At 53.5% G+C, this 26396-nt stretch carries 18 protein-coding genes; 5 read left to right on the top strand and 13 right to left on the bottom strand.

Annotated elements, in window-relative coordinates; genetic code table 11:
* Positions 1–476: 476 nt before the first annotated feature.
* The 9 genes from SH573x_RS24370 to SH573x_RS24410 form a co-directional block, all read right to left on the bottom strand.
* Positions 477–713, bottom strand: a complete 237-nt coding sequence (locus SH573x_RS24370) for a hypothetical protein (protein WP_479350574.1) — start codon at positions 711–713, stop codon at positions 477–479.
* Positions 714–1693: 980 nt separating this feature from the next.
* Entirely contained in the window at positions 1694–2332 is a 639-nt protein-coding gene (locus SH573x_RS24375) for a hypothetical protein (RefSeq protein ID WP_479350575.1), read from the bottom strand.
* An 829-nt stretch (positions 2333–3161) separates the two neighbouring features.
* On the bottom strand, positions 3162–3989 hold the full coding sequence (locus SH573x_RS24380) for a DUF4159 domain-containing protein (RefSeq protein WP_479350576.1): 828 nt from the start codon (positions 3987–3989) through the stop codon (positions 3162–3164).
* Between the two features lie 258 nt (positions 3990–4247).
* Positions 4248–4730, bottom strand: a complete 483-nt coding sequence (locus SH573x_RS24385; protein WP_479350578.1) for a type II toxin-antitoxin system VapC family toxin — start codon at positions 4728–4730, stop codon at positions 4248–4250.
* A 1452-nt stretch (positions 4731–6182) separates the two neighbouring features.
* Positions 6183–7025, bottom strand: coding sequence for a hypothetical protein (locus SH573x_RS24390; protein WP_479350579.1), 843 nt, complete (start codon positions 7023–7025; stop codon positions 6183–6185).
* A 54-nt stretch (positions 7026–7079) separates the two neighbouring features.
* Positions 7080–7940, bottom strand: coding sequence for a hypothetical protein (locus SH573x_RS24395; protein ID WP_479350580.1), 861 nt, complete (start codon positions 7938–7940; stop codon positions 7080–7082).
* A complete protein-coding gene (locus tag SH573x_RS24400; RefSeq protein WP_479350581.1) occupies positions 7937–8740 on the bottom strand; it encodes a hypothetical protein in 804 nt (267 codons plus the stop codon). The genes SH573x_RS24395 and SH573x_RS24400 overlap by 4 nt, the downstream gene beginning before the upstream one ends.
* 380 nt (positions 8741–9120) lie before the next feature.
* Positions 9121–9348, bottom strand: coding sequence for an addiction module protein (locus tag SH573x_RS24405; RefSeq protein WP_479350582.1), 228 nt, complete (start codon positions 9346–9348; stop codon positions 9121–9123).
* 1366 nt (positions 9349–10714) lie between these two features.
* A complete protein-coding gene (locus tag SH573x_RS24410) occupies positions 10715–11179 on the bottom strand; it encodes a Clp protease N-terminal domain-containing protein (RefSeq protein ID WP_479350583.1) in 465 nt (154 codons plus the stop codon).
* A 592-nt stretch (positions 11180–11771) separates the two neighbouring features.
* Here SH573x_RS24410 and SH573x_RS24415 point away from each other — a divergent pair.
* Together SH573x_RS24415 and SH573x_RS24420 are read left to right on the top strand one after the other, a co-directional pair.
* A complete protein-coding gene (locus SH573x_RS24415) occupies positions 11772–12008 on the top strand; it encodes a hypothetical protein (protein WP_479350585.1) in 237 nt (78 codons plus the stop codon).
* 119 nt (positions 12009–12127) lie between these two features.
* On the top strand, positions 12128–12367 hold the full coding sequence (locus tag SH573x_RS24420; RefSeq protein WP_479350587.1) for a hypothetical protein: 240 nt from the start codon (positions 12128–12130) through the stop codon (positions 12365–12367).
* A 75-nt stretch (positions 12368–12442) separates the two neighbouring features.
* Here SH573x_RS24420 and SH573x_RS24425 read toward each other — a convergent pair whose 3' ends face one another.
* A complete protein-coding gene (locus SH573x_RS24425; protein ID WP_479350589.1) occupies positions 12443–13144 on the bottom strand; it encodes a hypothetical protein in 702 nt (233 codons plus the stop codon).
* A gap of 396 nt (positions 13145–13540) precedes the next feature.
* Positions 13541–16303, bottom strand: a complete 2763-nt coding sequence (locus SH573x_RS24430; RefSeq protein WP_479350590.1) for a zinc-dependent metalloprotease family protein — start codon at positions 16301–16303, stop codon at positions 13541–13543.
* A gap of 340 nt (positions 16304–16643) precedes the next feature.
* Here SH573x_RS24430 and SH573x_RS24435 point away from each other — a divergent pair, with 340 nt between their 5' ends.
* Both SH573x_RS24435 and SH573x_RS24440 read left to right on the top strand, forming a co-directional pair.
* Positions 16644–18977, top strand: coding sequence for a multiheme c-type cytochrome (locus SH573x_RS24435; protein WP_479350591.1), 2334 nt, complete (start codon positions 16644–16646; stop codon positions 18975–18977).
* A 142-nt stretch (positions 18978–19119) separates the two neighbouring features.
* Complete coding sequence (locus SH573x_RS24440; RefSeq protein WP_479350593.1) at positions 19120–20859, top strand: hypothetical protein; 1740 nt, start codon at positions 19120–19122, stop codon at positions 20857–20859.
* A 145-nt stretch (positions 20860–21004) separates the two neighbouring features.
* Here SH573x_RS24440 and SH573x_RS24445 read toward each other — a convergent pair whose 3' ends face one another.
* Positions 21005–23941, bottom strand: coding sequence for an ABC transporter transmembrane domain-containing protein (locus tag SH573x_RS24445; protein WP_479350594.1), 2937 nt, complete (start codon positions 23939–23941; stop codon positions 21005–21007).
* Positions 23942–24128: 187 nt separating this feature from the next.
* On the opposite strand from SH573x_RS24445, the gene SH573x_RS24450 reads away from it, so the two are divergent.
* The gene (locus SH573x_RS24450) at positions 24129–24800 is read left to right on the top strand and encodes a hypothetical protein (protein WP_479350595.1); all 672 of its coding nucleotides are present in this window, start codon (positions 24129–24131) and stop codon (positions 24798–24800) included.
* A gap of 17 nt (positions 24801–24817) precedes the next feature.
* Here SH573x_RS24450 and SH573x_RS24455 read toward each other — a convergent pair whose 3' ends face one another.
* The gene (locus SH573x_RS24455) at positions 24818–26038 is read right to left on the bottom strand and encodes a dienelactone hydrolase family protein (RefSeq protein ID WP_479350597.1); all 1221 of its coding nucleotides are present in this window, start codon (positions 26036–26038) and stop codon (positions 24818–24820) included.
* Positions 26039–26396 lie beyond the last annotated feature (358 nt).

The raw sequence follows: 26396 nt of genomic DNA on the forward strand, positions 1-26396 counted from the left end.
GTAAAAGCAACCCGTTGCCCCCAAAAGCTCGCACAAACGGGGGTGTTAGATCGTTGGTAACACACCTTGGCCATTGGTTCATGAACCTCGCGTACCGGGATTCCCTGCGGGCATCGCACAGGGAGGCGCACGATGCTGCCTGCCCCAGCAATTACCGATCGCGCTTGCCGGCGCGAACTGCAGCTCGAACAACGAGAAACAAGACTCCCAGTGAGCCCATGCCCATACAAGCGATGACAAGGAGCAGGAGTAATTCCCAAATTCCCAGCACTGCCATTGAATTTCTCCGGAGAAATCATATGGAATGGATTGAAGTATAGCCCGGCACCACCGAGATTATCTCGAGGGACCGATGACCGATCGGCTAGCTCGTTTGGCCAACTACGTAGTGCTTCCACCGACGCCACGTCGATGGGGAGCCGCTGACGATTAGCTTACATGTAAAGTATTGAGTCGATCGGGAACGTTGACGTTGACTAAGCCTTGCGCATCAACGCCTGGAAAATTTCAGCGTGACTGCTAAGCCTGTATCCTGGCGGCACCTTGTCCAAATTCCGTGGAATAAACACGAGAGCCGCAAGCGACGCCAGGGATGCTGGGGCAGCTAACGCAGCCAGGTGCCGATATTCGGTCGTGCCGAGGAAAAACAGAAAGAAGAGGAAAAAGAGGAATCCCAACGGAGCAAGGAAACGTCGATCGTATGTCTTGTTCATCGTTAGCCTTTCTTGTCTGCGTGGTATTGTGCACTATCCTTTGAGGACAAATGCTCTGTCCCGAACTCTTTCTGGCACTCAGAGACTACGCCTTGAAGTATAGTCGGTCTGCCATCGAACCCGCAACAAAGTTAGGCCCTAGCTGCCGTGCCCGGCATATCCCAAGTGGGCATGACGATTCCAGACCACCAGGCTGCTCCGCTTAGTTTCAATGCTCGAAGCGTTGGAGTCAAGCCAACTCAGTGTCCGGGGCCTGAAAGGCCGATAGAACCTCTGCCGGTCGCGGTAAGGCAACGGCAGGGCGGCGGCGCAACCGCCGGTAGGAACGAGCTTAAGCATTAGTTGATATATAAAGTATTGCGAGCATTTGCCATCGGGAACGAATTGCGATCACCGAACCCGAGCGTTAGACTCTACACAAGTCAAGATGGCCGATCGAGGGCTTCGTGTGAATCGCATTGTTCGGCCTCCTGGAATGTTGGTTTAACGATTTTGGGGTCAAGGTAAATGGCGATTGGCCACATGCAATCTGACCGCTCAGTTCCAATTGCACGACTGCAAGGACAGACTCGGTTAGGCCCGCCAGTTCCACTTGGCCCGCAGCATCCAATCCAACGTTCACGATCGGGATGTTTACCCACGCCAACGAGTGCTGCGGGATGAACCGCGTAGCAGCCAGTGAAATCTATTTGTCTTCCGTCGAAACGCGTTGGCAGGTGCCCCTGAGCAACAATCCAATACGCATCTTCTGGCACCAATGGCCCAGTGTAATCTGCTGCATGCGTATCAAGAAAGCATAGTCGACGCAGAGTCTTTGTTAGGTTGGCACCACATGCACGACAAACAAACGTGGTTACGTCCGCTGCTTCCGGCGGCACGTACCACGATGATTTCAACTTACGACCGTGTTTCATGCTTCTACGCTCTTGCATGGCCGAACGCTTGGGTACAGCGAGTCCGAGCAGTTGACTCGACGCAAGTCAAAAAGGCTGATCGAGGGCTTCGTCTGCAACCCTTTGTTCTGTCGTGTTCCAGCAAACGGCGAAGAGGAAATTGCACACCGACAAAGTCATCCAAAAGAATATCGCGAAGGCGCCAGCGTAAAGCACGGCGAGGATAAAGTACTGTGAGTAAAGGCGATTTGTGAATATCGGTTCTCGAAAGTTGGCCACAAGCGCACATGCTGCAGTAAGCAGGATTAGCGACGAAATCTTAAAACGCAGTTTCAACTGGAATCGATTGCAAAACTGGCGCGTGGCAAGGCAGATTCCAAAGGACGTGGCCACGAAGTAGAGAACGTCAGTCAAAAACGCAAACAAGTCAAATCGTTGAACGAAAGAGTCGATCGGCCAACGAGAGTACACGCCTTGGTCGCCTGTCGCAAAGCTCCGTATCATAACACCCTTTCCAGCAGCCTTCGAATACACGCTGGGCCGAACCGCGAATCCAACTGGCCAACCGTGAATCCAGTAAGCATTGGGAATTTCTGTCTTCAGACTAATTGGTTTACTGTTCCATGGGTCAATAAAGTGTAAGTGATAGCCATCTAAGTTTGCGAGAATAATGGCAGTCACATACAGTAACGTCGTGGCAAGCGGTATTGAAAGTTCCGACTTCATTTTTGGTTCATCATCCTTGATGGACAGAACGTTGGAATTCACCACGCCCGCGCGTTTGATCAACCATCAAGCAAAGCACCGTCGCGGGCTGTGGTGCAATTCTTAGTTCCCGATGTTTTTTTGAACCCGGCAACGCGGCTCGGAGTATAGCCGGTCTGCAGTCGAAGCCGCAACTGGTTTTGCCGATCGCCAGTTTCAACGATTAAGATTTTGAACCACGAAGATCACGAAGAGCACGAAGTTTCCGATTCAGTCCTTCGTGCTCTTCGTGCACTTCGTGGTAGAAATCAATGATTCGGTCAACGAGCTTGGCGGCGCCTATCATGAACCTGCCAGCCATTTTGGCTGATCGTAGTAATCTTCGAAACAAGCCATCTCGAAGCAGTGATAGGTGATTCCACTGCTATCCCTCGTCAGCATAGCCGGTCGACAATTGAAGCCGCAACTTCGCTTGGCCGCTTTGCCAGTTTCATAGGCTTGTCTGCATCAGCCCAAACCTATTGAACCACAGAGGCACAGAGAACACAGAGGAATACCACCACGGTCTATCGATTGTCCGTTCGGCAGCATGTCTCGAACTAGCCAACCACCTTTGCAGATCACACGTGCCGGTGCCTGACGGCGACCGGCAGGCCGACAGCGCAACTGCCGGTACGAACAGGAGCAAGCATTAGTTTATGCATAAAGTATTGCGAGTATCTGACAGCGGGAACGCCACCGATGACCGGGCGGTGGCAAGTAAATTTTCCATCAGAAAGCAGCCGATCCACCGCTTCGGTCCATCGGATGGTTATCAGGTTTTGTTGCGATTTGGGCTCATGAGTTTGCTTCAATCATATTCAGTCAATGCATAGAAGACGGCATTGATCCCCATTGGGAATGCGCGTTTCTCAGAGAACTCCTGCGCGTACCAGGCGTCGTCGTCTACCCGTTCCCAACCATCGGCCAAATCAGTGTTGTGGCAGATCAGGACCATCAACCGACCGCTGCCATTTGTGATTCCTTGGTAAGAGACGTCTTTGGCATCGGGTCGCTCCCAAGTGACACCTTCAGTTCGTCCGTTGAGCGCATAAGAGATTCCGCAGACCTGCGGTTTCTCGGTCAGATCGAATACACAATGAAAAATTTTATGATCTAGCGAAAGTTCTTTTGCTTCACGATGTGGCAAAACCCTTTGCATTTGCGAGATGACGTTCTTCCCTTCTTCTTCGCCCCACGAATCGTCGATCATCAAGAATCCACCACCTTCCAGGTATCGCCGTAAAGCTGCTACCTGTGGATCAGACAGAGTCCAAAGTCCATTGGCGGAAAGGTATGCGAATGGGTAACTGATTAGTTTGGGATCAGCAGGATCGAGAACGAGGCCGTCTGAAGCGATATCGAGCGACGTTAGGTTCGCTAGGCGTTTGGAGAGATTGATATCAGCGTCAGGATAGTCGGTCGCCCAACGTTTGGCAGGCTGATCATATCGAAGGCGAACGAACGTGAAGGTTTTCTTAAAATTGTAAGTCTTGAGCCATCCCGGTGCCCCATCCTCTACGCGACTCGGGTCATGCGATTGCTTGTCCTGACCGGCGACTGTGCCAGTTGTCAGCCAGTAGCTGAACGTCAATAGGGTCACCGCGATATAGCTTCGAGCCACGTCATGCGTTCGCATCGTTCAACTCCAGAGAAGTGGGTGTCGCTCAGTCCTGATAACGGCAGCATTCACCGAGTCGCCGGAGATGAGCTACCATCAGAAGGCGTCTGATCGGCGACTTCGGTGCAATGCTTGGTTCGTCGGTCTGTCGCCTCAATGGCATTGGCCGTGAATCTTGAGTCATATTTCGCGTAGTGCTCCACAAGTCCCTCCAGATTGGGACCGATCTCATTCGAGATGAGCTTCCGAACACGACGCACTTCTTCGAGTACAGGATCATTCGTCACTGTCACTATCTCCTATCAACTCCAGCGGGGTAACGAGTTTTGGCACCGATAGGTTTAGTATACCATTGACTCGAGCAATATTGTCGAATTTGTTCGCGTTCGCCAAGTGCTTGCAGTTCCACGTAACGAGAAAATCGCATCCGTAATACGACGCAAGAGCGAGGTGAAGCGCATCCCCAGAGGGGTCCGCCGGCATTAATAGCCGTTTGATGTACTCCTGGACAATTTCGCGTATTTCGTCAGTGATAGGGAGCGGAGAAAGCGCAGCAATCATCTCGATTGCAGCTTCGCGATTGGGGAAATCGCCGCGTTCCAGTTCTTCGAGTACGGCGGAGGAGGTTACCAGTTGGTCGATCCCTTTCGAAGCGTCAAACCACTCGCGAGTCCACAGTCGGCGCGACACCATCGTCGGTTGACTACGGACTTCGAAGTAGAAGCTTGGGATTGTCGTTTCGATGTAGATTCGACGCACAACGTCCCTTTGCGGTCCGACGAACGTTGGAATTCACCACGCCCGCGCGTTTGATCAACCATCAAGCAAAGCACCGTCGCGGGCTGTGGTGGAATTCTTTGTTCCCGATGTTTTTTGAACCCGGCAACGCGGCTCGGAGTATAGCCGGTCTGCAGTCGAAGCCGCAACTGGTTTTGCCGATCGCCAGTTTCAACGATTAAGATTTTGAACCACGAAGATCACGAAGAGCACGAAGTTTCCGATTCAGTCCTTCGTGCTCTTCGTGAACTTCGTGGTAGAAATCAATGATTCGGTCAACGAGCTTTGCGGCGCCTATCATGAACCTGCCAGCCATTTTGGCTGATCGTAGTAATCTTCGAAACAAGCCATCTCGAAGCAGTGATAGGTGATTCCACTGCTATCCCTCGTCAGCATAGCCGGTCGACAATTGAAGCCGCAACTTCGCTTGGCCGCTTTGCCAGTTTCATAGGCTTGTCTGCATCAGCCAAAACCTATTGAACCACAGAGGCACAGAGGCACAGAGGCACAGAGGCACAGAGGCACAGAGGCACAGAGAACACAGAGGACACAGAGGAATACCACCACGGTCTATCGATTGTCCGTTCGGCAGGATGTCTCGAACTAGCCAACCACCTTTGCCGATCGCACGTGCCGGTGCCTGACGGCGACCGGCAGAGATTCTACCGGCCCTTCAGGCCTGGACGTTCGCTGATGAGCGTTTACTCCTTCGATTCCAGACCAGCGGTCTGTGCAGCTAACTTTCAATGCTCGGAGCGTTGGAGTCAAGCCAACTCAGTGTCCAGGCCTGAAAGGCCGATAGAACCTCTGCCGGTCGCCGTAAGGCACCGGCAGGCCGACAGAGCAACTGCCGGTACGTCCAAGAGCAAGCATTAGTTTATGCATTAAGTATTGCGAGTATCTGACAGCGGGAACGGTACCAATCACCGCGGCCGCCGCGATTGATTTGTTTAGTAAGTTGGAGATGACCGGCGGCTCCGGTGTATTGCCTGGTTCCCGCTGTTTTCGGCACCCGGCAATTCAGTTTGGAGTATAGCCGGTATATAATCGAAGCCGCAACTAAGTTTTGGCGACTACCGATCTCCTGCGGACATTTATGCAGACATGTATGCTTGTTGCCGATGGCCGAAACGATGCCCCGACTTTCAAAGATAAAAGACAGCCTCACGCAAAGGCGCTAAGGCGCAAAGAAAGTTAACGCAAGCATCTTTGCGCCTTCGCGCCTTTGCGTGAGATATGCGATCGAGTCCGCTCCCCAACCAGGACCTGTTGTCAATTACAGATGTTGGTGAGCCACAGTTTTGTTCTTCGGTTGGGCCGCACCGACGGCATGCCAATCGCAGCTTGTCGGGTTTGACAGCGGGAACGATTGGAATAACCCAGTCGGAAGGGGTTGGGATTACGATAAAGTTTGACACTCTTGAGGACTTGGGTTCATTCCTTGGCTCGTCTTTTCCCGAGCGACCATTGCCCAAGCTCGACATCGGATGTGACACCGTTCGCACAGACCCAAATTATTAGTGTCCCATGCGATTTTTCCTTGTCGCTTGAAACGGATTTCGGGACAAAGTGAACTGCCCAGAAACTGCACCCAGAATCGTCGCCAGATGAGTTTAGAAATGCATATGGCACTGTTTGGTGTTCGCATCTAATGGGTCGAAATCTGAGGGTGATTGCGGCTCGGTCCAGTACTGCATCGAGCGCCCCCTGCGCCAACTGTATCGAGCGTTGTTCGTCGGGCAATTTGCCCTTGATCAAGCCTTCGAATGGAAGCCAGCTTATTATCGTTTTTTCAGCGTCGAGTGGGACAATTTCGTAATGATCACATAACACCATTTCATGCGGAGCGACACTACCATCAGCAAGAATGGTCGCGTGATACTCAAACGGTATTCCCGACATGCCGCCTGGATCGGGGTGCAACGTCCAAACAATGTTCCATTGAAAACCGGCATCCCCAAGATTGAGCACCTTGGCCGATGCGAACTCAAATCCATGGTGACTGCCCAGAAGGGAATCCACAAAATCCATCAAGGTCTTACTGGGTTTCGCTTTATCGACCACTGATTTTACAGTGGGCAGGCCGCCGAGCGAATGCGGCTTTGGCGTCGCGGATTCAGCGCCGCTCTCGCGAGTGATGAAAACAACATCGCCGATACAAAACGCGTCATGAATGTCTTCAGTATCAAGTAACTCTAGGCGAGGCGCGTCATATCGTTGGCCGTAGCAAATGCTGCAACCTATAGTCAACAGTATAAGAACCACCAGAGGTTTCATTTTCGTTCCCCGTCTGACGAACGACTGGGATCACGAAGTCGCCGGGTTTGATTCTCAATCGCCAACGGGCTTATTCGGCGACTTTCGTGCATCTTCTGGTTCGTCGAAATACCAGCGGTTGAGTGTTAGTTTGCTATGTAACTTATCAGTGAGAATCCAAATCGCAAGCGGCTCTTTCGCATTCAGGACATCGAAATCGCATTGCCAAATTGTGATCTTCGTGTTGCTATTCGTTACCGCCTCGAAGTTTCTCGTTTTGATAAGCCGCATTGCAAATTTTTCGAAAAGCAACTGGTTGGCATTCTTTAGAAAATCCTCTGCAAGCTCCTGCGCAATTGTCTTCGCATCATTTTCCGAGATCGCAGTATATTGGTTCGGGGAATCGAGAATTCCATCAAGGGTGAACGCGCTCACGATCTGTTCATTCTGCCGTTTGCCTGAACGAGAAACAAGTGCAATGCGCGGGGCTATCACCTTTCCATGTTTGTCTACCACAGTTAGGTATTGGTAAGCCGTCCCGGCGAAATTTTGATTCTTTGGTAGCAGAGCATGCCAAACGTACCAACAGTTCCAAGATTTGGATCCGAATGAAGCATTGTCGAATTGGAACCTGCACTCATCGCTATATGCAATGTGAGCCAGAAGACTGCGAATTGAAGCAGGTGGCACACCATCGATGATAGAGGTTTCGAGTGAAAGCGCACGAATACTCGTACCGTCATATTCGGGAATCTGCGATTGCTCGTAGCCAAACACCAGATTCTTTATCGAAAAATAAGCAGCAACAGGGCCCGCCGGAATCTCGCGCTTCTGCTCGGCGAGCTCCTGTGCGAAGCAATAGCCGTGAAAGCAGATCGTGACGAAAGCGATGAGTGCAGCTGATTTCATGGTATGAAGCGGCGAACGTTGATTCATTCTATAAGTTCTGGAACTTCAAGACGCCTTTGCCCACAGGTCAACGTACCTGCCGTTCCCGACTCGGACACCCAAACAGTGATGGATCTGGCCCCTGGATTCTGCGAGTCGCGAAATTCGACGCGCCAAAGGCCTAACTCATCTGGAAGATCTTCAACCAAAGCTAACCTATGCAATATCCATTTTGGTTCATCTACACCTTCGAGTGATTTTATCATATCCCTAAGCTCCCCTGCCGTATACCTCGACAGTTCGGCACGAGCGAGCTTCAGTATTTCTTCGCCGGCGAGTCTCTCTGATACTTTGCAGCGGGCGCAGTCTTTCACCGGTAATGTGCAGTGAACAAAGGTCGTCTCAGCAATTTGACAAGTTGCTCGGAAGTATAGTTGTGGAATGATTGGCTTTCCGTTGCCGTTCAGGTGATTCCGAAGTCGATAGGGTATCCCAGTAGACGCTCCCTCTTGAGGAACCAAGTCCCATGCAATCGCCCAATAAAAGTTGTCGTCTGCCAAAGCCCGCAGTGATGATTGGACCAGTTGCAATCTGACGGGATGGCCCATTGACCAATTGATAAGATCACGAGTGCGAGAATCAAATCCAGCGGAGTTTAACGCGACATTATGATCCACGCAGTCAGCATACCTTGTTGGCTTCAACTTCTCGACACTCGTACGGCTAAATACGAGCATCAATTCGTTTAGCTCAACAACGTCGTATGCGGCCGAACGATCGAAGTCATCTTGTCCAAAGAGTGGAAAGATACAGACCAATGTGAACGCTAACGTCAGTACGAGTCGCATGCATCTAGCCCAACGAACGCTGGGGATCACCATGCCCGCGCGTTAGATAAACCATCGATCAAGTCACCGTCGCGGGCTATGGTGGAATGCTTTGTTACCCGCGACTTTGCAGTACGGACTCATCCTCGCCACTTGTGAACAGTCCGACCACAACAATGCAGTTTCATCAACGCGAAAGTAAAGCACGGCAGTAAAACGTTTCAAGCGACACGGACGGTAACCCGTTAAGTTGACGGCGAAGAGTTCAGGTGACTGCTTAATTCGCTCAAGTGCACTGTAGAACTCAGCTTCGAATTGATCACCAAGCCCCAACGCAATTCGGTCAAACCACTCTATTCCGCGAAGAAGATCGGCTACGGTTCCAGCCGTCAGCTTCACATTCATCGATCGCGCACCATCTTTACGCGTTCACGAAAATCCGACTCAGTTAAGGCGGTTGAAGGATCACTTTTGTATTCCGCCCAGCGGCGGTCAAGTTCTGCTTGCTGCCTTGGCGTGAGTTCTGTTCCAGCGTCCTTGGGTAGTCGATCCCAGATCTCTTGCACAAGCCGAAGTTGGTCACTCGGCGATAACGCTGCAATTTCGTTAATCACTTGTTCTAGGGTCATCGGTTCCTCCGGACCGAATTATACCACGATCGAGTCTTCGAGCCAACGTTTACAGCACGGCCTATCGTCCTGCGGGTAACTTAGAGTTAACCACTATCGGCGACTTGGGTTCACCGCCTGGTTCGTCGGTTTTCTGGTATACCCTTTGCCCGTCGATCGACGTTTAAATTGGGCGAACCGACGTTTCCAGTATAGACGTTTGTCCTCATCGATAACAATTTGCCCGTCGACGATTTTCATTTCTGTCGATTTCCAAAGTGGCGGCCGAATCTTCGGTATCACTGCTGTCGGATACCGTCGCACCAAATCCATTCGAGAGGTTTTCGAGTCGAAGTTTTCAACATGTAGCAGGGGCGACGATGTCTTAACGAGCGCAGGAATTCCTTCGATTGTCGGCAACGATAAGAATACAGGACCAGCATAAATGCGAAAGCGCGTTGACACAGCGTGGATTTGCAGCACCTCGAATGCTCGCTTGCCGAATGCGATTTCCGATCGAGACATGGCGCGTTGATTTGTATGGATGTCCAATGTCATGTCACCGCGCGCGTCAGAGCACCAATACATTGCCGGGGCGCATCCATCGTCAAAGAGTATCACCCTGCCATCCAAGCCTCCCCAACCGAGGCCACTCGATAGGGCATTGAGCTTTCTTATCATGATTGACGAAGGTACAGGCATGAACTTCATTTGTTGCGACTGCCTGCAAAAGTGTTGTCTTCAGCTTGGACCGACGAACGGCGGCGATCAGCCGGTTCGAGCGGTTGAGCGAATAGTAAGCTGGAGACGATCGAGAACTCGGTTGCATCGCTTTGTTCCCGATGTTTTTCGGCACCAGCAACACGGCTTGAAGTATAGCCGGTCTGCAATCGAAGCCGCAACTACGTTCCGCCGATCGCCAGTTTAATCAGTGTGCAGGATTACGAAAGACAGATTGAACCACAGAGGCACGGAGACACAGAGAAGAGCAACCGCCGTTGCCGATCGTTGTTCTCGCTGCGTGTCTTTTCTAGCACCCACCGATTCCGAGCTGTCCGATTCTCAGTAATCTCCGAAGTAAATCACCCCAATGCAGCTTCTGATGATCCAAGACGCATTTGTCTTCAGCATGGAAGCACGTCCGGTGTCCCTGCGGCCCCACCGAGCTTGCTCGGTGGACCGGTGACTTCTTCGGCTAGAGTGCTAGCCAGAAAGTCGTGCTCCCACCGACACAAGGTCGGTGGAGAGCCCAGCGCACATTAGTTTACGGATCAAGTATTTGACAGCGGGAACGCCACCGATAACCCAGCGGCGGCAAAAAAAAATTGATTTCAGGAAACGCTCGATCCGCCGCTTGGGTTGATCGGATTGTTCGTCGGCGTTTGCTTCATTTTCGACCATGGCCGAGTAAATTGTATACCTCGTTTTGGACATCGTTAGGCGGTATTCCGAATCCAGCGAGCATTTTGGCTGCCCCCACCGTTTCCACAGTGGCACCGATTAGTAAATGTTCGGTGCCGATGTAACTGTGGAACATCCCACGGGCCGCAGCGAAGGCTGCGTCTAGTACAACCTTTATGTCACCATGGATTTGGAATTTATCGGCAGTTGATCTATCACGTGAACGAAGTGTGTCATCAATTTGCCGTTGAGTTACTTCAAAGTTCTTCAATAAGTAAAATGCAACACCATTACCTTCTCGATAAAGGCCCGACAGCAAGTGGCATGAATCGAATTCATGATTACCAAGTTCATCAGCGCATCGTATCGCTAGCAAGATGCAGTTCCGAGCACGGTCGGTTTCACGGCCTGGGTGGCCCAGTGCCAGAATGTTGTCAATCCGCGTGTCCATGTTGTTCAGCCGACGAACGTTGACGATGACCAAGTGCGAAGGGATTGGGCATCCATTGAAAATCGAGACTATTGAGGACTTTGGTCCATCGATTTGTTCCCGATGTTTTTGAACCCGGCAACATGGCTTGGAGTATAGCCGGTCTGTCTTCGAACCTGCAACTAAGTTTTGCCGATCGCTAGTTTCATCGGCCCAGCTGAACCCGCAACAAAACCTGGCCGCACGCAGTCGTGCTCGTGCTCGTGCTCGTGCCCGTGCTCGTGCTCAGCGAAGCGGTGCTCGCATTCCGTTTTGAATCGAGGAGGTAGGTAAGTTGGATTCGTTCGGTCGGACATCAATCGTCATGTTGGCCTTTTCGAGCACGAGCACGAGCACCGCTAGGGCTGAGCACGAGCACGTTGAAGAGCAAGCATTTAGTTGACGTGTAAAGTAATCACGGCATGTCCGGTTCTGACAGCGGGAACGCTAGCGTTAACGCGGCGGGCGCGGTGGACTATGACTTCAAAATCGGCGTGATCGCCCGCTCGCGTTCAACGCTTTGTTCGTCCATAATTGTAGTGTTCGAACCAGCCAAGCTCAAACAGGTATTACCATGCCCACGACAGCAGACGATGCTAAGTCGATCTACGTAGCGGAATTGAAAGAAACATTGGAACGCGATTACAAAGGGCAATACGTAGCCATCGTGAGCCCCACGCGACGACATTACATTCGCCACACGTTTTTAGAGGCCGCATTGGCAGCTCGCGAAGCCGAACCGGACTATGTCCCGTTTGTCATCCGAATCGGTTACGACGCAGCATTTCACATTGGAGCAGCGAAAACGTGAAGGCCTGGGTCGACGAAGAAAATCGTGCAATGGTGGAAGTTCAAGTTGCGAGTCATGCACGATCCAAACGGCAAGCAATCCATGCATGGACTGATACTGCGTTCGATGGATATCTCGTCATGCCAAAATCCGAGATTGAGCGATTGGGTCTGGGAGTGCTGGCAGATACAGATGCGGTGCTCGCAGACGGATCAACGGCTCGACTGCGGTGCTACTATTGTGTGGTTGACTGGTTGAACGACATCATTCCTGTACAAGTCGTAGAAAACGTCGGCAACCTACCGTTAGTCGGAACCGCTTTACTAGCCAAAGTTGACCTGCGAATCAACTATCGAACAGGCGAGTGCTCGTTATCGTGACGGACGAACGACGGCGGTACCCCAGTCGCCGCGTTTGACGTTGATGTAAGTAACGACGCTATCGGCGACTTGGGTTCACCGTTTTGTTCTGTCGCGCTCTTTTTGTTGTTCCAGCATTGCGACGATCTTGTCGTAGGCATAACCGTCGTCAATGAAGTCCGAGGTCTCAGGGCAGATTCGGGAAATCTCGCCGAGATAGTTGCATTCAAGATCATACAAACTTAAGCGATGGTCAATAGCGGTACTTGCGAATACGAACGAGTACGTCACAACGCGTCCAAGAGCATCGATGAATTCCTCATTGCGTGCCGAAGAAACGTCTAGGATTTCTGTCGAGCGGCAGGCGAGGCAGCGAGCCGGAGATTTTCGCAGGCTCATCCAGTGTAAAGTGCGTCGTAGTGATTCGCGGTATTTCTCAATCCGAATTGGATCATCTTCGAAGATGAAGTCGTATGGCGCCGGAAGTTCACCAACCGTCGCCTGGGCGAGTAAAGCCTCCAGCGATTCACGAGCGTCGATTCTTTCGCCAGCCCCGAAGTCTCCACAAGAGCCGCACCAAATCAAACCGGTTGAAACATCGGCCAACTTTCTATCGGGCAATAGATACAACGCATTGGGTAGAAGGACGATTAAGGCGTCCTGCTTGCCGTCGATCGTGATGTCACAAGCGAGTACCATTGGATTCAGCGACAGAACAATGTATTTCTCCCGCTTCTTGGCGGGTATATCCAGTGTAGTAATCCCCGCTGGCGCGGCGGATATCCGCTGGATATACACGCTAGGAAATTTTCGGGGGTGACTCACCCCCCCGCTATCTCCCAGCCTGAGATAAATACTAAATTTCCGCCTGGGGAGCAGGTGGGGGTAGTTAGCATGGCCAAAGGCAGTGGTTTGCAACAGTCGCCACTGCCAATTTGATTGGTTCCTTGATCAAACTTTTCAGGGAGGAAGGACGATGTCGCTCGAGCGTTTTAACGGCTAATTGAGTCATTTGCCAGAAGTCAAAAATCCCGATCACGCGTCGCGCTTGACGTTCAATCAGGCTCAGTGGTGTGCTAGCTATGCTACCCTCTGCCTTGCCCATCAAGTCCAGTTGACTAACACGCCTATTTTCCAGTGCTAGCCTCAGTCTACATGACTCGGTAAACACAGCTAGCGTTACCGAAGCGGCGCTTACAGGTTGACGCTTACGCCCAGCGTGCTGCTGACTCCGCCGTCGCCGTCGGTGACGGTAAAGGCGATCTGTCGCTGCGCCAGATTTGTATTGCCAAGCGTGCGGAAATTGAAGGCCCGGATCAACTGCTGGACAATACTGACCGTCGCGCTGGCGTTAAAGGTAATTACAAACGGAGTCGTACCCACACCGGCAGAACTGTTCACCTTGCCAATCGAGTTTCCATTGAAGAACACGTCCAGGCCGCTGCGTGTAAATGCACCGGTCGCAATGTTCAGTCGATTCGCTCCATCGAAACCGGCGGTTATAGCCACCGTTAAAGTCCCACCGGCAAAGTTGGGACTGTCCACGTCAGTGACTGTAGCCGACGCTGCCAACAAGATGGGCGACGCATTGTTTGTATAGTTCAACGAGCCACTGATGTTCGCCAGCACCGGCGCCTGGTTCAGACCATTGATTACACCGCTAATGGAAAACAAACCCAAACTGCCGTAGTCGGTATAACCTTCAGCGACCGTTAGCGGTGAGCCTCTCCCGATACCATCGACGCTGACAAAATATTTGCCGGCAGTTAAAGTGCGAGCGATTCGAGCTGACAATTGATCGACAGGATTGGCAGCGCCAATCACGGCACCGGCTGCATTATACAGCCTGACGTATAAGTCTAAGTTAGCGCCGATGGCAGCCACTCCAAACCTCAGATCCATGATTCCGCCGGAGGTTTCAAAGAAAAAGAAATCGCGATCGGTCGAAGTCGAAATGATACCCGTCTGCAAGATCTTGCCATTGACTACGCCCAGCGGCGAGGCAGCTGCGACACCGTTACCGTAGTCATCGGTTTTATAGCCGAATCCATTTTGCGTCGTGATGATGGCCAGGTCGTCTTGAGAATTGGACGCATTTACATATTGGCCCTTGCTCCACTGCGTAACCTGGGCCGAAGAACCGCCGCCCATGATCGCGTTCCAACTGGTCGCACCCGTTCCGTGACCAAAGTAATACTCGCTGCTGGGTGTACCATCGTGCGTCAATCCCAGCGAGTGGCCCACCTCGTGGCTGATGGCTTCCGCTGTCAAGTCTTCGGCATTGTTGGCATTGTTAATCGAGAATACGAAAGCCGGTGTGTCCGTGTTCCAATTGAACGAATCTAACCAGGCAATCCCGCCGGCTGACGAACCCAACCAATTGGTCCACGATCCACCTATAGCTGCCCGTATGCCCCACCGCGCATCACCAGGACCAGTCTTAATCAAATCACCCAGCGGTGGTTCCTGTGTGGTGACGTTGACTTGAAATGGTCGATAGTCTTCCACCACGCGTTGATAGATGGCTTGAATGCGCAGTAGTTCTGCGTTCGAAAAGGCGGGCTGCGCATCCATACTGAAAGCGGGCGTGACGATCGTGGGTTGCGAGTACGTACTATTCCACAGCGTGCCAGTGGTGGTGTGTCCGTTGAAATCCAAATAGATCGTATGGTTGGCGCCCGGCAGACTGCTCAACGAAAACGTCTGCGCTAAATTTAATCCGTCCCAAATCGGCGCGGAGAACTCCGATGTATTGCCCAGTGGATCCGTGGCGGTGGCCGAAACAAACCAGCCATAGTCGATAACTCCAGAAACAGTCCGTGTAAACGAGACGGTGCCCGCCGAGTTGGTCACGGCTGTGAAGGCTCCCACAAACTTCTGGGCACCACCCAGTCCCGAGCCATCGCGGGCTGGGGCGGCGTAAACATCGATGCGATAAGTTTTTGAGGCTTCAGCTCGCAGAGTCCCACCAACGACGTACGTAGAACTCAAGACGCTCAGCGAAGTCAGTTCGGGGCTATTACTGTTTTGATTGGGTCCCGCATCGACATCCAAGTTGTCCAGTTGATCAGGGCCATTGTTGCCCAAATCAATTTCCATCAGCGCATTATCATAAATCAAGTTGCGCAAAATACGATTGCCATCGGTATCAACTCCGTTGATGACCACACCATGCGTCTTATTGCGACTGATGATGTTGCCCTCCAGACCATCGCCTACGCCATCGGCATTGGAACCTATGTAGTTTCCATTTGCCCCTGCATCCAACCAGACCCCCGCAAACTGATTGCCCAAATCAGCCTGCGCTGCGTTGGTACCAATGTAGTTGCCTGAGATGCGGTTTCCCGTCGAGCCATTGCCCCAGAGTCCGATGCCCGACTGACCACCACCGATGATGTTGCGTTCGTTGGCATCATTCAGACCATCGCTATCGATGCCCACAATGTTGTTTACGGAACCATCGCCAATGAAAACAGCATCGAAGTTGGAATTTCCGCCGGCCAGGGCAGTGCCGGCGCTATTGGTTCCGAAGTAGTTGCCTTGAATCTTGTTGCCATCTCCACCCCAAATCGCCAAGTGGCTATTGGTAAAGCCGGTGAAGATCAAACCACGAACGATGGAATCATTAGCAAAGAGACTCAGACCATATCCCAGCCCACCGCCGGCTTGAAGCTGAATCAGCGGCTTGCCAGTAAAACCACTTTGCGTCCACCCATCGATGACCATAGGCGTAAACATCCCGGGCAACTCGCTGGCTAGATTGATCGTGCGTACACCGCTGCCAGGAATTGCAAACTGAATCGTATCGCTTGTGCCATCCAAGTTGGCCGCTTCGATAGCCGCGCGCAGCGAACCAACTCCGGCATCGTTGGTGTTGTTAACGGTCAACACGGCCATCAGGCACCGGTGCTCGAGGGATTCAAGGCGAAGTTTGCGATGTCGGCGGCCGAGGACCATAGTTTTCTCCAGTTTCCAAAGGAACCGGCAACATGATAGCAGCTACTGTTTGTCGCACCAAATGAGTACCAATGGGCGCTGGTCGGCTTGCAATCTGGGAAGAGGATTTGAGCAACTTACTTTGTGAAAAGCGGCTCAGCCATTGGGTGGGGTAAGTTGGCGGAGGCTTGCGCTGGACGTTTCGCAAACCCGCCTGTTAAACCCTGAGGGTCGCGGGAGCTCTGACCTTTAATCTCAGCGGAATCATGGCACCGGTTTTGGCGGTCGATCGTACTGCTAGTGATAAACCATCGGTAGCGACCTGCGCTGCTGCGTCAAAGTTTCCTGCTGAGAATTGACAATGGTTGGGTTAACCCTACCGCGCGTGCACTCTGCGTTAACGATCTTGCTAACCTTGGCGCTGAGCGTGACGGTCAGACAGGTATTGGCGCAGCAAGCGTTTACTGCTCCCCAGCCGCCGAAAGCTAACGTAGCGACGCACTGGACTGTACCTCTGGCGCCTAATGCTCCGTCTCCAGTTAATCGATACAGCTTGCCAAACGGTAACTCCGCAGGTTATCCGACAGGCTACATTTACTCTAGCCACCAATGGCCATCGCTATTGCGAAACGGAGCGGTGAGCACTCAGGCACAGCAACTGAATCAGCCAGCTTATTCTTCGATACCGGCACAGCTTACCAGTGTCCCCTACAATTCTGTCCGGGTGATGGTCCAGCCCCCTACGGCTCCGCTGCCTGCACCTCGAGGCATCGATGCCTTGAACGCGGGTCCCAGCGGAGGTCAAGCTGCACCTGCCGGTCAGGATTCATTACTGGATGGCGGCGATTTGTTAGCACCCTCCGGTTCACCAACTGCCGGTAGCGCCGATGATTTACTGGCACCCGCAGGCCCCAATCAGCCCAGCGATAATCCACTGGATGCGATGAGCAAGCAGGCACCTGGACGCGCCTCGCAGTCGTTACCTGGTGCTGGCCACGGCAAAGACACACCCGATCGTTCGACGGTGCCAGCCGGTTCCGATCCGCATGCAGATGCTTTTGCCGACACGCTCTATCCGTCGGCGCTGCGTTGTGCCAAGTGCCACCAAAAGATCTATGACGAATGGCGAGTCAGCGCGCACGCCTATGCCGCTGTATCGCCCATGTTCCAACGCTTTGAACAGGCGATGACCGTAGTCACTAAAGGTACCGTAGGCACTTTCTGCACGCGCTGTCATGCACCGGTGGCCACGCAGATGTCCTATCCGCGCGAAGCCTCGATTGCCGACGGAGCCGCCGTGTTTCGCGAAGGTATAACGTGCGTGGCTTGCCATCGAGTGATCGAACGTTATGGTCGCGTCAATGGCGAACGTCGCATTGAACCTGGCGATATCTATCAACCGGTCGTAGGCAATATTGGCGGCGATGGCATCGCGCGCGTGGCCGCCGATGCCGACAATTACAAAGTAAAACTTCACCCCGGGGACAAGCGGCCTGGACAAGAATTGCATCAAGGTGCCATTCGCTTTGAACAACTCGGACAGAGTGGCTTTTGCGTTAGCTGTCATCAAGTAGCCGTACATCCGGGCATTCAGTTGGAAGTCGTCTGGGCGCAGTATCGCGCCAGCCCGGCTCGCGCCCGCGGCGTGTCCTGTCAAGATTGCCACATGGGCATCGAACCTGGGAAAGCAGAAGGTTACAGTTGTGGCGCCGCGGCCGAGATGAGCGGCAAAGTCGTGGACAGTAATCGCAAACATTCCAATCACATGTTCCATGGACCGGGCAATTCGATCGCGCACCCGGGTATCTTTCCGCACAACGAAAAATCATTGCGTTGGTCTATCGAACAGTGGCTGGAGTTCGATTGGCGCGCCGGCTGGGGAACGCCTGAGTTTGAAAAGCACATCGCCAGCCTGGGAGGAGCCAAAGACTGCTTCCCCAAAGCCTGGCAACTAACCGATGATCGACGTGACGCCCGCAAAATCCTGGACGACAACTTCAAACTACTGTCGCTCAAACGCGATATGGCTACGCGCACGATGAACAATGCGGCTCACATTGAAGGCCCCGAGTTTCAATCCTCACGCCGCGTGGGCGAAGATTTACACGTCAAGTATCGAATTCATAACACCAGCGACGGACACAACATGCCCACGGGTTCGCTGGGAGCGCAACCGCAACTGTGGTTGAACGTCGTACTCACTGGCCCCGATGGTCGTTGGTTGTGGGAATCTGGCTACTTGGATGGCAACGGTGACCTGGCTGACATGCATTCGCTACAAGTTCGCAAGGGCCTGATCAAACCCGACCTGCAACTGATGAACTTGCAGACCAAGTTTTTAATCACCGGCGTCAAAGGCACCGATCGCGAAATGTACCTGCCAGTGAACGTCGACCAGGATCAATTGCCATTTTTGCGGCCGGGGGCAGTACCGGTGTCCGTGCTGAATCATCCGCCGCTGGTGCGCATGGAAGCCCACTCCGTACCGCCGCTCGGATTTCGAGTGGCCGACTATCGCATTCCCGGTAATTTGCTCAGCCAACCTGGCACTTATCGCCTGAGTGTCCGCATGCGCAGTCGCATGGAACCGATTTACTTTATGCGTTTTTGCACGGCAACCCCCGAGATGGAACGTCGCATGTTGGAACAAACCTTGGATGTTCAACCTAACGCCGTCGAGTTTCAGGTGTACTGAGCAAACCGCACGTGGCAGCAAGATACTTTACATATAAAGCATTTGAGATCAGACGGCCAATGAGCTTAGAGAGTAGAGACGACTGATGAGTTGGTGGGGGCGAGGAGTACTATTATTACTGCTAGCTTGCAGCGGGTCGTGGATGCCGGCTGCACTTGGGCAGTCGTCAGGTGGCTTGATGCTGCCACCTGATACTCCGTTTGTACCCGAATCACTTGACGCCATTCCCCAGACCGCTCAAGGTATCTATCCGATGGCGATCCAGTCGCCGTACAGGCCTAGGCCTGTCGATTTGACCATTGCTCCGCCACCGCATGTTCTGCTCGCCAGCCAACCACAACCCGCTGCGCAGCCAACTAATCCCGCGCAAGGGTTAGTTACGTCCCAACCCCAAGCTCCGTTTCAGCCTAACCTGACCAGCGGCAACTATGATGCCTGGTTGATACCTGGCGCCACCCAGGCGGGAAACCCGTACTGCCAGTCGCCGAGCCCCGCCATGAATTGTGGTGACATCCGGCAAGCACCGTACGATCCAGGTTCCTTCCTGCCGACGCCACTATCAACGCATCCCTACAATCCTCAAGAGGAGTTGGCAACCTATCGCGGCAAGTATGCCGTGCCCGTGCAGAGACCATGGGTCGAGTTTTGGCGACCATTTTATACTCCCGGCATTTATCCACCGGCACCTGATATATTCGGCAAGACCAATCTGCTCTTTCCGCACTTCTATGTCTATGGCGACTATCGCACCGCCGTAGGTGTCAACCGCAACCAGGCAGGCAAGGCGCACAGTTGGGCACATCGTCTAAACCTCGACATGGACTTGGGACTGACGGCCACCGAACGCATTCACGGCTTTATGGGACCACTGGATAACAACAACCAGTTCACCCGCTTGGACTTTACCGATAACACTGAATTCGAATTCGAAACCGATGCCAGGTTCGATACGTTGTATTTCGAAGGCGACGTCGGTTCGATCGCTGGCGGATTCTCTGGAATCGATTCGCCGTTCGACTTGCCCTTCACCTTTGGTTTAGTGCCGCTGCTGTATCAAAACGGCATCTGGATGGAAGACGCGGTCCTGGGTGGCGCCTTTGCGATTCCGGCACGTAACAGTCCCGAGTTGCACTGGTCCAACTTCGACGCCACGTTCTTCGCTGTCGGCGACCAGTTGACCAGCGATGCATTCCAAGGCAGCAACTCTGCCGCCGAAGCACTGGGTACTGCCTGGTTTATCGATGCCTACGATGGTTACTTCGAAGTGGATTACGCGTACGTTCATGACGATGTTGGCCAGCAGCGCAGCTACAATAACTTTGCCATCGCCTTTACGCGCCGTTACTTGATGAAGCTCTCCAACTCCGTGCGTTTCATCACCAACTTTGGACAGGATCTGCCCGAGGGTCAGCGAACGGCCGATGGCTATCTGCTCCTGGTTGAAAACTCGCTGATCAGTTTCATGCCCAATACTTTCGTGCCGTATTGCAACCTATGGTATGGATCAGGCAGGCCGCAGAGCTTGGGTCGCGCTGCGGGTTCTGGCGGCATCTTGCGCAACACGGGTATCAACTTTGAAACTGACGGTTTGACCGGCTATCCCACCCTTGATCCCACTGCCGCCAATACTTACGGCGCAGCGCTGGGTCTGAATATTCTCGGCGCCAACTTTCGCGATCAATTGGTTCTAGAAACAGCCGCCCTGGGCAGCTACGGCAGCGGAGCCTTCCGCCGTGTCGCTGGTGATCAATACGCACTGGGTGTGCGCTATCAACGACCCATCAGCCATCGCTGGATCTTCCGCGCCGATAGCATGTATGGCTTCCTGCGCAACGCGGACGACATCGTCGGTAATCGAGTCGAGCTGAGATGGAAGTTCTAGCTAGCTTGATTTTGGTAGCCACCGCTGCCAAGCGGTGGATTTTCGCCGCCTGAGGAGTCCACGAATCCACCGTCTGGCGACGGTGGCTACAGGGTCCACCGTCGGGTGACGGAGTCCACCGTCTGGCGACGATGGCTACGATTCTTTACCAGTAGACGTACTGCAAGAACTTCTCACGATCTTTGGCTGAGAGCTGATCGAGACTGCGCACCAGGTACCTATTGTCTTCGCTATCGATCAGCAACTTTCCCTCGTCCCCAAAATCGAGCGCTTGACTTTGAGTCCAGCGCATAGTGAAACGCTGCGGCCCCGAATCGGTGCGGACATCGAAGTCGAGATATCCATGACTGAGAGCGATGCTGTTCACGGATTTGATCTCGCGCATGAGGTAGCGCTGATCGAGGCTGATTTGAATCAGTCGACGCGAATCGTCTGGCCAATCGGATAACTGACGAATCATGCCCAGTTCGACCTCTTCGCCCGACTCGTTCCAGCCGCGAACGCTCAAGTAGCTCTCGCTGTGCGATGCCGGGAAGGTGCGCAAGACGAAAGCTCCTTTGCCGCAGCACTCTTGGCCGTGCCACAGTTCCAATTGTCCAAACTGACCTTGCTTGAATACATATTCCGTCGATGCGAGCCACTGAATGAAGTTGGTGGAAGACTCCTTGGGCGTCTCGGAAGAAGAACCATCGGCATCCAAGTGTTGGCTAATGCGATTGGTTGGCTCGGTCAGCAGCGTGTCGACCGTTGGCGTCTTACTAACTTGAGTCTGCATGCGTACCAGTTTGGCATAGATGCCGTCTTGCGTTAACAGTTCGGCGTGCGAGCCTTGTTCGGACAACGTGCCGCGGTCGAACACCAAGATGCGATCGGCATTGCGGAGCGTGGACAGGCGGTGAGCGATGGCCACCGTGGTGCGCCCTCGAATCAACACTTCGAGCGCTTGCTGAATACTGCGTTCCGCTTCTGCATCGATATTGCTGGTGGCTTCGTCCAAGACCAGGATGCGAGGGTCGTACAGAAGAGTGCGCGCGATCGATAGTCGCTGCTTCTCGCCGCCGGATAGCCCCGCACCATGTTCACCTAAAAGAGTCTCATAGGCCAGCGATTGACGACAAATAAAGTCATGGGCTCCAGCCGCCTTGGCCGCAGAGATACCTTCTTCGATCGTGGAATTCGGTCGACCATACGAGAGGTTCTTCCAGATCGTACCACGAAACAAGAATGAATCTTGAAACACGATTCCCAGACGCTCGCGCAGTTGCTGGCGCGAGATTTGGCGAATGTCGATACCATCGACGGTGATGTGTCCCTCTTGAACATCGTAGAATCGACCGAGCAAGTTGACCATCGTCGTCTTGCCCGAACCACTGCGACCGACGATGCCGACCATCTCGCCGGCAGCGACTTCAAACGAGATATTTTTGAGGACGGGTTGATTGCGATCGTAACCGAAGGTCACGTTTGAGAAACGAATCTGTCCTTTCGGTTCGTCCCAGGCTTGAGGCTGGCGGGCGTCTTCGATCGTTAGCGGAGTGTCGAGCAGCTCTAACACGCGCTGACTGCCCGATAGAAAACTGGTCAGCCAGGTAGTGAAGCTCGACAGAGCACTCAGCGGTGCATAGAACATGGCCAGGTAAGCCAAAAATGCAATCAACTGTCCCAGCGTCATATCGTGACCAATCACGTCGCGGCCACCGACGTACCACACGATCAGTCCGCCTAAACTGAACACGATCTGCATGGCCGCTGAATAATTGGCATTGGTGGTTTCGACCCACAAACGCCAGTCTCGCAAGTGATCGCTGGATGATCGAAAGCGTTGGAACTCGCGATCTTCTTGTGCAAAGGCTTTGACGACGCGAATGCCCGATAACATTCCGCTCAGTACTGACATTTGCTTGCTGGAAGCATCCCAGAGGCGATAGTGGCGCGGATAAACTTTGCGCCAAAAGATCCAAGAGCCCAGGAAGACCATGGGTACGGGAATCAAGGTGTACATAGCCAGTTTGGGATTGATCCACAGCAACATAGCCCCGACACCAAACAGTTGCACGATTTGCAACAAGAACCCACCGGTGAATTGATGCATCAGTCCATGCAGCACTTCGCTATCGTTGGCGACGCGACTAAGCATCGAACCGACCTGGTGGCGATCATAATAAGCGATGGCTAGCTTTTGCAGCTTTTCAACCATCTGCGCCCGCAGCGTACTTGTTAGCCCCGTACCGATCTGGGTAGCCAGTCGCCCTTTAAAGACGGCGACCACCGACAACATGACGCGCGACATGGCCAAGGCGAGCACCACGACCAAGAGGGCGGTCTGAAAATCGACTTGCTCAGTCACTGCTCCAGTCGCTGGAGAACCGGTCGTCGCGGGTGTGGTCAAAATCTGATCGACCATCGTCTGCTGGAGTTTAGGCGGGATCAGCTCGGCCACGACGCCCACGACAGTCAGCAAGCACAACATGATCGCGCCGCGCTTGTAGGGCAGCAGCAAGTCGATGACGCGTCTGGCAACCTGCCCCTTGGGTACACAACGCGGACAGCTTTCCGTGGCGGTCGAGAGCCGGAGTGAACATTTGGGGCAGCGGTGCGGATCGAGCCTGGCTTCATCATCATCGCCCATCAACTGCAGCATCTCTGGGGCATGATCGTGCTGGCAATAGCGTTCGATCAAGCGAGAGATCTTGTGAAACCGCGTGGCCATGGCATTGGAGTACCGCAGCCAGTCGACCCAGTGTCCATCGATTTTTAGTTGCAGCACGCCCGAACCTACGCCAGCATGCGTGCGAGCCGCGGTTACTTCGCCAGTGGCCACGTGTCGCAGCAGTTTGCCGCCTGCCAGCAACTCGGCTGGCGACGGTGGCAGTACGTTGCCCGCCTGATCCATCGGACTCGTTTCAAGCCTGGCTAGTTCCTGTACCATTGAGTAATGGTCGGGTGTAATGACCAGCCATTGCCGCGTCACTGCACCACTGAGGTCAACATCCGTGTCAATGGCTAAGAGAATCGGGCGATGATTCAAGCCATGTGTATCCAAACACCCCCGCACTAAAGCAGGCAGTAGTACCGCGTTCATTAAAGTGTATTAGCCTCGTGAACCAAAGCAGAAATGAGTATGATGGCCAGCAGCAGAACTGGAGCGTGACACAGACTTTTTGCCTGTGTATTACCACTACGAGCCCCGGTTAGAGTTTAAGCCCCGCGCACATCACAGTCTGAAAAGTAACCCACACCTACATACGTATCTCAGGAAAGTGTTTTTTATGCAATGGTCTGTCACAGGACAAACTGCACAGCTTGATTGGTCTGGATGGAAGTGGCGATTGGACATGGCTCAGCCATCGGCCGGAGCGTTGGTTTTAGGGCAACTGGAAACTCCTTGGCATTTGCTAGCCATTGATCCGGTGCCCGGCCATGTTTGTCAGATTGATGATTGGTTTGTTCGCGGCAGCGATTTGATGGTGCGCTATGCGCAATCGGCTAGCGATAGTTTTGCCTTTCAAGTCGATTACCGCGCGATACCGGCCGCTGAACTGGGCACCGCCGAATGCGGTTTTGACTTGTGGCTGAGCGTGCAGACCCAGCTGCTGGATTCCCATCCCACCTTGGAAGTTATCAATCGAGTTGCCGCTGGAGAGTGGCGAGCTTCAGGCGAGTCGGGGTTGGTGATCGAAGAAGGTCCAGTGGCCATGCTGACCTGTCAGACTCAGTCGGGCTACGTGGCCATTTTTGTTCACCCCAGCGACCAGGAGCAATCGGAACTATTGGCCGATGCAGGCCAGGCCCGGCTGCGATTGTTCGGTAATTTTATGGAGAAAGGCGTCATCCGCCGTGGCCGCCTGCGTTGCCTGGTCAGTAGCCAACAGGTTGCCCCCGACATCCTACTGCAAGCCTATAACGACTTCGCTCACAGCGCGTTGCCATTGACGACCTGAGCGTGGGGCTGGTCGTTTCAGTCTGCCACCAGCTCAACGCAGTAACACGCTGTGGGGTCGGCACGTTCTGAAAGCGATTGCGATTGAGCGGCGATTGTACGCACACACTGAATAGTTTTGAGCGGTCGGTCATTGACCTGCAACTGCACGGCTTGATCGAGATTCAGCAGTGAATCGCTCAAGCGAATGCTCAACTTGACATCTTCAGCTGCGGCGACCTTGATGAGTTGGCCATCGACAGTCGCGGTGACTTCTTGACCTGTCTTGGCTGCCTCGCGGGAAGTGGCCAGCCAGTAGAAGCGACTGCCAATCACATCATCTTGTCGCCACACAACTTTCTTGGGCCAAGGGTTTCGAGCGCGGCTGGCCATCCAATCGATCGCTTCGGCATCTTCGCCGTTCATCCAATGCCCGCGGCCGGCGTGCAACTTGACGTAGTACTCGTAGCCCGTTGGGTCAGCTACATGCAGTGCTTTAAGCTTCTCGTCCCACTCGCCTGCAACTTTATTGCGACCGTAGCCGTCATCTTTTTCGCCGACGTGGACTGCAAAAGGCAAGTTGCGCAGCCCCAGCGGCGAGGCTTCGTTGGGGTGCCCCGCCATCATGGCCGCGGCGGCAAAACGGTCGGCCATGCGTGGAGCCAGTTGATACACACCATCTCCTCCGGCCGAGTAACCGGTCAAGTAGACTCGATTGGGATCGACATCGTTCAGAGCGATCATGTTCTCGATCAAGCGATCGAACATTTCATCGATATGCGCTTCGTGCCACAGGTTCCAGGTATTGGTTGGTGCTCGCGGCGCTACGTAGATGCCTTCCTTCAGTTTGTACAGCCGCTGTTGGTTCTTCCACTGACCGTCGTTAACTTTGGCGGGTGCATTTCCGCCGCCGTGCATCGAGATGACCAGCGAGCGACCCGTGGATGGTTTGTCGCCAAACTCGACAAACTTGAAAGGCATCACCTTGTCACCCACCGTGATTTGTTCAGCTTGCATCTCGGCTGTGCGTTCGATGCGCAGTTGCTGCTGACGGTCTTTCCACAGCAATTCTTGCGTGGTCGCCGCCTCCGCTTTGCTGAGCGGTTGTTTGGCAAACTCCTGCTCCGCCAGCGGCGCTCGTTTGTCGGCGGGCTGGGCCAGGTATTGGGTCAGAGCCTCAACGACCGGTGACTGGGCGTGCGCGAGGTTGAAACCCAAGGTGAACAGTACCACAGAGCCGAGCAAGCAGTTGCGAATCATAACGCCTCGTTGAATGAACCGGCGAACCAAAATCATGCCGGCCAATTCTACACAAAACAGGTAGCGGAATGCGTCAAGCATTTCGTGGACACAACTCTACAGAGATCGTACTTCGGGTGGCACTGGCAATGCGCAGCATAGCCAGTGCATGGAACGAAGTGGTGCTCTTGGCGAGCCCTGTGGCTGTACCAATGGCAGCGAAGTTTTGGATACAGCCTGACAGGGTGCTGCCTGTGACGGGTTGGTTCGTTGGCCAATGAGCCCTCTCAGGGTGCTCTGAAACTTCGGTTTCATTAGCTCAGGTCAACTGCAGACCTACTAACAACCGCTTCGTTTTGAGCACTGGCTATGCTGCGCA

Source organism: Rania fehmarnensis, assembly GCF_056494185.1.

Coding starts and splice junctions, on each gene's coding strand:
- SH573x_RS24370 (WP_479350574.1), bottom strand. CDS start 713: ATGAACAAGACATACGATCGACGTTTCCTTGCTCCGTTGGGATTCCTC.
- SH573x_RS24375 (WP_479350575.1), bottom strand. CDS start 2,332: ATGAAGTCGGAACTTTCAATACCGCTTGCCACGACGTTACTGTATGTG.
- SH573x_RS24380 (WP_479350576.1), bottom strand. CDS start 3,989: ATGCGAACGCATGACGTGGCTCGAAGCTATATCGCGGTGACCCTATTG.
- SH573x_RS24390 (WP_479350579.1), bottom strand. CDS start 7,025: ATGAAACCTCTGGTGGTTCTTATACTGTTGACTATAGGTTGCAGCATT.
- SH573x_RS24395 (WP_479350580.1), bottom strand. CDS start 7,940: ATGAATCAACGTTCGCCGCTTCATACCATGAAATCAGCTGCACTCATC.
- SH573x_RS24400 (WP_479350581.1), bottom strand. CDS start 8,740: ATGCGACTCGTACTGACGTTAGCGTTCACATTGGTCTGTATCTTTCCA.
- SH573x_RS24405 (WP_479350582.1), bottom strand. CDS start 9,348: ATGACCCTAGAACAAGTGATTAACGAAATTGCAGCGTTATCGCCGAGT.
- SH573x_RS24410 (WP_479350583.1), bottom strand. CDS start 11,179: ATGGACACGCGGATTGACAACATTCTGGCACTGGGCCACCCAGGCCGT.
- SH573x_RS24415 (WP_479350585.1), top strand. CDS start 11,772: ATGCCCACGACAGCAGACGATGCTAAGTCGATCTACGTAGCGGAATTG.
- SH573x_RS24420 (WP_479350587.1), top strand. CDS start 12,128: ATGCCAAAATCCGAGATTGAGCGATTGGGTCTGGGAGTGCTGGCAGAT.
- SH573x_RS24430 (WP_479350590.1), bottom strand. CDS start 16,303: ATGGTCCTCGGCCGCCGACATCGCAAACTTCGCCTTGAATCCCTCGAG.
- SH573x_RS24435 (WP_479350591.1), top strand. CDS start 16,644: ATGGTTGGGTTAACCCTACCGCGCGTGCACTCTGCGTTAACGATCTTG.
- SH573x_RS24440 (WP_479350593.1), top strand. CDS start 19,120: ATGCCGGCTGCACTTGGGCAGTCGTCAGGTGGCTTGATGCTGCCACCT.
- SH573x_RS24445 (WP_479350594.1), bottom strand. CDS start 23,941: ATGAACGCGGTACTACTGCCTGCTTTAGTGCGGGGGTGTTTGGATACA.
- SH573x_RS24450 (WP_479350595.1), top strand. CDS start 24,129: ATGCAATGGTCTGTCACAGGACAAACTGCACAGCTTGATTGGTCTGGA.
- SH573x_RS24455 (WP_479350597.1), bottom strand. CDS start 26,038: ATGATTCGCAACTGCTTGCTCGGCTCTGTGGTACTGTTCACCTTGGGT.